Annotated in this window: 1 pseudogene; it reads right to left on the bottom strand. The window is 62.2% G+C overall.

Features of this window, described 5'->3' with window-relative positions:
* Window positions 1–136 (bottom strand): annotated as a pseudogene (locus SB764_RS43205) (lipopolysaccharide assembly protein LapB); the annotation flags it as partial.
* Window positions 137–249: the final 113 nt, after the last annotated feature.

Raw genomic sequence — 249 nt, 5'->3', positions numbered from 1 at the left:
AGTTCAGGCCGCGGAAATACGATCGCGGCAGGTTGGCGCTCTCCGACAGGAGGTTCTTCAGGTCATAGCGTGACGCCGCCCAGCCGAGCGCGAACGCCACCTGAATTGCGAGCAACCACCAGAAATCCAGATCCATGCGAAATATCGAAGCAGAGACGAAAACCGCGCGGGATTCGCGCGGCGTCCGTATTAAATGACGGGCGGCATCGGCGGCTGATCGACGACGACCGGGGTTTCGCGCACCGCGCG

Source organism: Paraburkholderia sp. SIMBA_027 (genome assembly GCF_046535315.1).
GTDB lineage: Bacteria > Pseudomonadota > Gammaproteobacteria > Burkholderiales > Burkholderiaceae > Paraburkholderia > Paraburkholderia tropica.
This window is presented reverse-complemented; position numbering and strand designations above follow the sequence as displayed.